Consider the following 5,472-nt stretch of genomic DNA (forward strand, 5'->3'; position numbering starts at 1 on the left):
CATTGATCGCGTGTCTGTCTCCATCTAAGCTGCTCCTCTCTCCAAACCTGTGAGCCGGCTAAAAATGTTTGCCGCAGGCCATGCAGAGAAAATTGTTCGGAAAATGAATGTTAATGCGAAATGCAGGGACATCATTGGATCTGTAAATAATTGTCCGGCGCCATACAGCGTGGTTGAAGGCTGCGAATCGCCTGAAGCTATTGCTTTTGCACTTATCCACACGTCGTAGGTAGACTACCCAGCTTACCTCTCTTCAGCAGAAATAAAAGTAGTTCTTAGATCGATGATTCTGACGGTGAAGGTCTCTGCGATTCCCCGCGCCAGATCCCCGGAGGCAATGGTAGGGACAGCCACCCCCCTGGCAGCTCCTCCCACTCTTGAAACGAGAATCCTGGTCCACAGCTCATTAAAGTCCACAGAATGATATCCGGACGATTGGCAGCGCATCACACGCCATATGCTCCAACTCAAACTCAAGCAAAACGGGAGGCTTCCCTGAGCATGAGATCTACAGCGATTCAGGATGCTGTCCTTCAGCCATGTCAACACATCTGCGGTTTCTGTACAGATAGAACCTTGCCTCCCCTCTGCATATCAGCTCCCTCGAAAACCCCTCCAGATCGGCAATCTCATCATCCATCGGCCTTATGAGAACGTCAGCGCCGATGCGGAGGGCGAGATCGCCCATCGCGATCTGCACCTCAAGCGGAGGGCGTATGGAGTAGAGCAGGGAGGCACCGCGATAGATCTCCTCTGCTGGATTGAAGATGTCGTCACACACCGTTGCGACTCCATCGATGCTCACAGGGCGTATGTCTGTGGCGATGAGGTTGGGGATGAGTCTGGCAACATCAACGCAGTGACCTATCCCGATCTCGATGATCCTTCCAGTGTAATGGGAGAGTATGAACTCCGCTATCTCCCGTGCGCCCCTCACTCACTCCACCGACTGCGCGAGCTTTTCCAGCGCGATTGAGGCTGCCTTCTCTCCGGAGAGCAGCATTCCTCCGAATATCGGCCCCATCCTCGGGCCTGCGGCGACCGTTGTCGCGGCCATGCCAGCGACTATGAGCCCCGGATAGACCTCACGGGTCGCATCGACGACTATCTTCTCTCCGATCTCGGCCCACATCGGCTTCTCCCCGATAACCCCTGACTCCCCGACGATCGCTCCCGGGATCTTCTTCTGCACGACCCTGCAGACCGCGGCATCATGCCCCGTGCCGTCTATCACGACCCGCGCCCTGATCGCGAGGGGGTCGACATGTATGCCGGCCATCTCCGCAGCGGTCCAGTTTATGACGAGCCCCACGATCCTGTCGCCCTCGCGGATCATGACATCCTCCACAGTTACGAGATTTATCAGCTCGGCGCCCGCATCGATGGCGCCTGCGGTCAGCTTCGCCACGACCTCTATCGAGTCCGCAACGTAGTATCCCTCTTCGAACTCGCGATACCAGATGCTGTACTCATCGAGGATCCTGCACGCCTCCTTCTGCACAACAATCCTCGGGAACATCATGCCGCCGCCCCAGAGGCCGCCCCCCACAGAAAGGCGCTTCTCGAAGAGCACGACCCTCACATCAGCCTCTGCGAGCCGCTTCGCAGCAACGAGATTCGCAGGACCAGCTCCGACCAGAGCAACATCGACATCTGTGCACTTGAGAAAGCTCTCGAGATAGCTCTCGACTATCGCCCTTGTGATCTTAACCTCGTCCAAAGCCATGTTGTTCTGCGTTGTGTCAGCTGTGATAAATATATTCCCCGCCTGCGAGGGGCGCGTCAGGGATGTGTGGAGGGGGTTGATTCACAGCAGCGGCGGGCGCAAACTGGTATTAGGGCAGCGGCGTATACAGAATATTTAAACCTAATGCTGCGCAGTAGCATTCATGCTCTTCTTTGTGGGCCTAGGGCTGTACGACGAGCGGGACATCTCCGTGAAGGGCCTCGATACAGTGAGATCTGCGGATGTGGTCTATGCTGAGTTCTACACATCCAAGCTCATGGGAACATCCATTGAGAGGCTGGAGAGGCTTTACGGCCGCGAGATAGAGATCCTCTCGAGATCCGAGATCGAGGTTGATCCCAGCTGGCTCGATGATGCCAGAGAAAAGAACGTCGCCCTGCTGGTGGGAGGGGATCCGATGATCTCCACAACACATCTGGATCTGCGGCTCAGGGCGATTGAGATGGGCATTGATACGAGGGTGATACACGCATCGAACATCGCATCCGCAGTTCCCGGGATAACAGGGCTTCAGAACTACAGGTTCGGCAGGTCTGCCACTGTGCCGTTCCCTCACATCGCCAGGGGAAAGCGCATTGTATCATCGACTCCATACGATGCTGTTAAGGACAACCTGATCAGAGATCTGCACACGCTCCTCTACCTCGACATCCAGGAGGGGAGGCTCATGAGCATAAACGAGGCTGCAGCTCTCCTGATTGAGGTCGCAGAGGGAAGGGGGGATTCTGGGTTCGCGTCGAGTCTCGCGGTCGGCATCGCGAGGGCCGGCTCGGAGGATATGTGCGTCAGAGCCGGCATGCTTTCGGATCTGAGAACTTACAGCTTCGGCCCGCCTCTCCATGTGATGGTCATCCCCGGCAGGCTGCACTTCATGGAGGCGAAGGCGCTCAGGATCCTTGCAGGCGCCCCGGAAGAGCTGCTATCGGGATATGTGCTTTGAGGTGATGGTATGAGGTTTCTGATTATAGCTCTCATGATATGTGTCCTTTTATCAACACAGTCCCCCGGAAGGGAGACGACCATAGTCTACTCCGGCAGTGTTGTGCCGCTCGATCAGCAGGCATCTGATGTGAGCGGGATATGGAGCGTGAGCCTGAACGACACCGTGATAACAGCGGCCATCAATCAGACAGGCCGTGAGATCACAGGTCGCTGCAGATCAGACGCCTGGAGCGGCGTGATCTCCGGCATGGTCTCTGGAGATCAGATGAGCATGGCATTTGCAGCGCTCCAGGGAGACGTTCTGATATCGATATACATGAGCGGCAAGCTCGCAGGAGAGGTGGTTAACGGTGAGTTCATCAGAATGGATAGCAGCGGTCTCAGCGACTCCGGATCGTTCATCGCGAGAAGGGTGAGCTCTGATACATCAGGATACACATCAGCGAAGAGGGTTGTGATCAACAGGACAGAGTACAGGGTCTCCGGACCTGTCAGCGGGATTCTGGGATTGAATGATATATGAAGGCCGTTGGGATCGTGGTCTCGAATCCAGATGACTGGACCGCCAGGGCGATAGCCAGAGGCCTTGCAGAGCTAGGCGTGTCTCCAGCGATGATGGAGATCTCGGAGCTCGCTGTCGAGATCGGGAGAGATCTGAGCTTCCGGAGAGGAGATGCGGATCTTCTCGATCTCGACACGCTCATAATCAGGGACATGGGGAGGGGCGCGCCTCAGGATGTTGCATTCAGGTTCGAGGCCCTGAGATCACTCGCGGAGCTGGGAGTGAGTGTGATAAATCCTCCGGATGCGATTGTGAGGGCGGCGAACAAGTTCGCGACATCGATGGCTCTCAGGCGCGCCGGTGTCCCCACGCCGCGGACGGTTGTGACCTCCAGCTACGAGGAGGCTTTGAGGACTGTGGAGAGCATGGGGCGTGCGGTCTGCAAGCCTCTCTTTGGATACAAGGGAAGGGATATATCGCTCCTCCGTCCGGAGGATGCGGATCTCATAAAAGATCTCCTGATCAGAAGAGGCGCTATATACCTGCAGGAGTTTGTGGACACGCCGGAGAAGAGAGACATACGTGCGTTTGTCGTCGGGGATGAGGTTGCAGGTGCCATATACAGGGTTGCGCCTCCAGGCGAATGGATAAGCAACCTCGCGAGGGGCGGGAGGGCTGAGAGGTGCGAGATCAGCGATGAGATAAAGAGAATCGCGGTTGATGCGAACAGGGCGGTCGGGACCGTGTACAGCGGAGTCGACATACTCGAATCAGATGAGGGAATGATGGTCATCGAGGTCAACGGCACCCCGTCTGGAAAAGGGATATACTCAGCGCTCGGAGTGGATGTGGGGAGGATGATCGCTGGGCTTGCACTTCGGGCATAGATGCGCTGAGTTCGGGATCTATTCATCGATTGCTGCTATTGTGATTGAATATGATCAGGGGGAGTACCCCCTCCAGAGGACCCTGCATTTCTGTTCAAAACTCAGCCGGCTCAAAGTGATCTCAATCGGAGGGACATCATATGCCGAGCGTCATTCGCAGCGTGTTCCTGGTGGCGGGTGCGAGCCCGAGAACCAGCAGCGTCAGCACAAGAATGCCCCACATATCCCTGTCGTCCCTGAGGGATTCGTTCAGGATGGAGAGCAGCGGCAGGAGAACGATCAGCTTTACGGGATACAGCACTGCTGCGCTTCCCAGCATGTGTATGAGCAGTGTGGGGACTACATGCTTCTCCTCATACCCCAGCCAGTCTACCCCGATGTATGTGGAGCTCGCGTCGAGCATGTGTGATAGGATGACAGGGAGAGCGCATCTGTTAATGGAAAGCCTGTGCGGCAGGATGCGTGACAAAAGTAATACACAGCCGGTGATAGATGATCCCAGAGCGATGACAGCCAGTGGCACCCAGGCGTTCTGCACGCCCCCTCTGATGAGCACAAACAGATTCAGGAGGCTCCATGAGATCCCGATCGCAGAGTAAAGCCTGTAGCCGCCTGTGAGCCTTATGGATATGAAAAGCGCGATTACAGCCACAGCTGCCACAAGAAGGTAGATCAAAGGCGTTATCAGGAGGTAACTGATCGGCGGAGCGATAAGCGCAGCGTCCTCAACGACGCGGAGCGATGAGCCTGCGATTATGTAGGGTGCAGTGGCGAGTATGAACCTCTTGCTGAACCCGATACCGTATCTCCTGAATGCCCTGTGTATCAGAAATATGAAAATGCCCAGGACAATCGCCCATGTCACTGTGTTCACCGGATTGTAGCCGCTGTCGTTGATTACCGGCTCCACATAGTACCTCTGTACAAAATTCGCGATCTTCTCGCTCAGTGTGTTCATCCAAACACCTCAGCACTGCATATGAGATGCACGGCTGGAGCATCTGGCGCAGCGGTTGATGAGCTCATCGGCTCTCCAGGGCTATGATCTTCATCACGAAATGGGACATGAATCTGTCTCAAAATAGCAAGCGGCAATTATATTGATAGGTATCCTGGGACCTGAAGACGCTGCAGATCACATGTTGGTACGCTCTTATGTGTTTGTCAACCTGCGCAATCTGGTTATTGGATGCCCTTCTCCATTGCCAGGAACGCATAGCAGTATCAGTGTCTCTCCGGGCAGGTCGCCAGAGGGATATAGCTTAAGTATGCTCAGGCGAAGCTGCCTCCTAGTGCTCTTTAACATTTATTTTTAACCATATTGTAGTGTCTTTTGAGTTTTGCTCTGGCGTTGTCTTTGCTGAACTTCCAGCAAACAGTTGCGCGGATCGCAT

6 protein-coding genes are annotated in these 5,472 nt (G+C 55.3%); 3 read left to right on the forward strand and 3 right to left on the reverse strand.

Annotated features, from left to right (window positions below; all coding sequences use genetic code 11):
* Positions 1-508 precede the first annotated feature (508 nt).
* Both QFX31_RS08695 and QFX31_RS08700 read right to left on the reverse strand, forming a co-directional pair.
* Positions 509-937, reverse strand: a complete 429-nt coding sequence (locus tag QFX31_RS08695) for a UPF0146 family protein (RefSeq protein WP_348531711.1) — start codon at positions 935-937, stop codon at positions 509-511.
* Complete coding sequence (locus QFX31_RS08700; protein WP_348531712.1) at positions 938-1,726, reverse strand: sulfide-dependent adenosine diphosphate thiazole synthase; 789 nt, start codon at positions 1,724-1,726, stop codon at positions 938-940.
* Positions 1,727-1,889: 163 nt separating this feature from the next.
* On the opposite strand from QFX31_RS08700, the gene dph5 reads away from it, so the two are divergent.
* From dph5 to mptN, 3 genes are read left to right on the forward strand one after another with little or no spacing between them, the layout of a single operon-like run.
* On the forward strand, positions 1,890-2,687 hold the full coding sequence (dph5, locus tag QFX31_RS08705) for a diphthine synthase (RefSeq protein WP_348531713.1): 798 nt from the start codon (positions 1,890-1,892) through the stop codon (positions 2,685-2,687).
* 9 nt (positions 2,688-2,696) lie between these two features.
* A complete protein-coding gene (locus tag QFX31_RS08710) occupies positions 2,697-3,212 on the forward strand; it encodes a hypothetical protein (protein ID WP_348531714.1) in 516 nt (171 codons plus the stop codon).
* The gene (mptN, locus tag QFX31_RS08715) at positions 3,209-4,078 is read left to right on the forward strand and encodes a tetrahydromethanopterin:alpha-L-glutamate ligase (RefSeq protein WP_348531715.1); all 870 of its coding nucleotides are present in this window, start codon (positions 3,209-3,211) and stop codon (positions 4,076-4,078) included. Before QFX31_RS08710 ends, mptN begins: the two co-directional genes overlap by 4 nt.
* Positions 4,079-4,214: 136 nt before the next feature.
* Here the strand turns inward: mptN and QFX31_RS08720 are convergent, their stop codons facing one another.
* Entirely contained in the window at positions 4,215-5,036 is an 822-nt protein-coding gene (locus tag QFX31_RS08720) for a DUF63 family protein (RefSeq protein WP_348531716.1), read from the reverse strand.
* Positions 5,037-5,472 lie beyond the last annotated feature (436 nt).

The sequence above is a fragment of the Methanothrix sp. genome, assembly GCF_030055635.1.
Classification (GTDB): domain Archaea; phylum Halobacteriota; class Methanosarcinia; order Methanotrichales; family Methanotrichaceae; genus Methanothrix_B.

Bases quoted from the DNA above. Each gene is read 5' to 3' on its own strand.
- QFX31_RS08700 (WP_348531712.1), bottom strand. From the start codon at position 1,726: ATGGCTTTGGACGAGGTTAAGATCACAAGGGCGATAGTCGAGAGCTAT.
- dph5 (WP_348531713.1), top strand. From the start codon at position 1,890: ATGCTCTTCTTTGTGGGCCTAGGGCTGTACGACGAGCGGGACATCTCC.
- QFX31_RS08710 (WP_348531714.1), top strand. From the start codon at position 2,697: ATGAGGTTTCTGATTATAGCTCTCATGATATGTGTCCTTTTATCAACA.
- mptN (WP_348531715.1), top strand. From the start codon at position 3,209: ATGAAGGCCGTTGGGATCGTGGTCTCGAATCCAGATGACTGGACCGCC.
- QFX31_RS08720 (WP_348531716.1), bottom strand. From the start codon at position 5,036: ATGAACACACTGAGCGAGAAGATCGCGAATTTTGTACAGAGGTACTAT.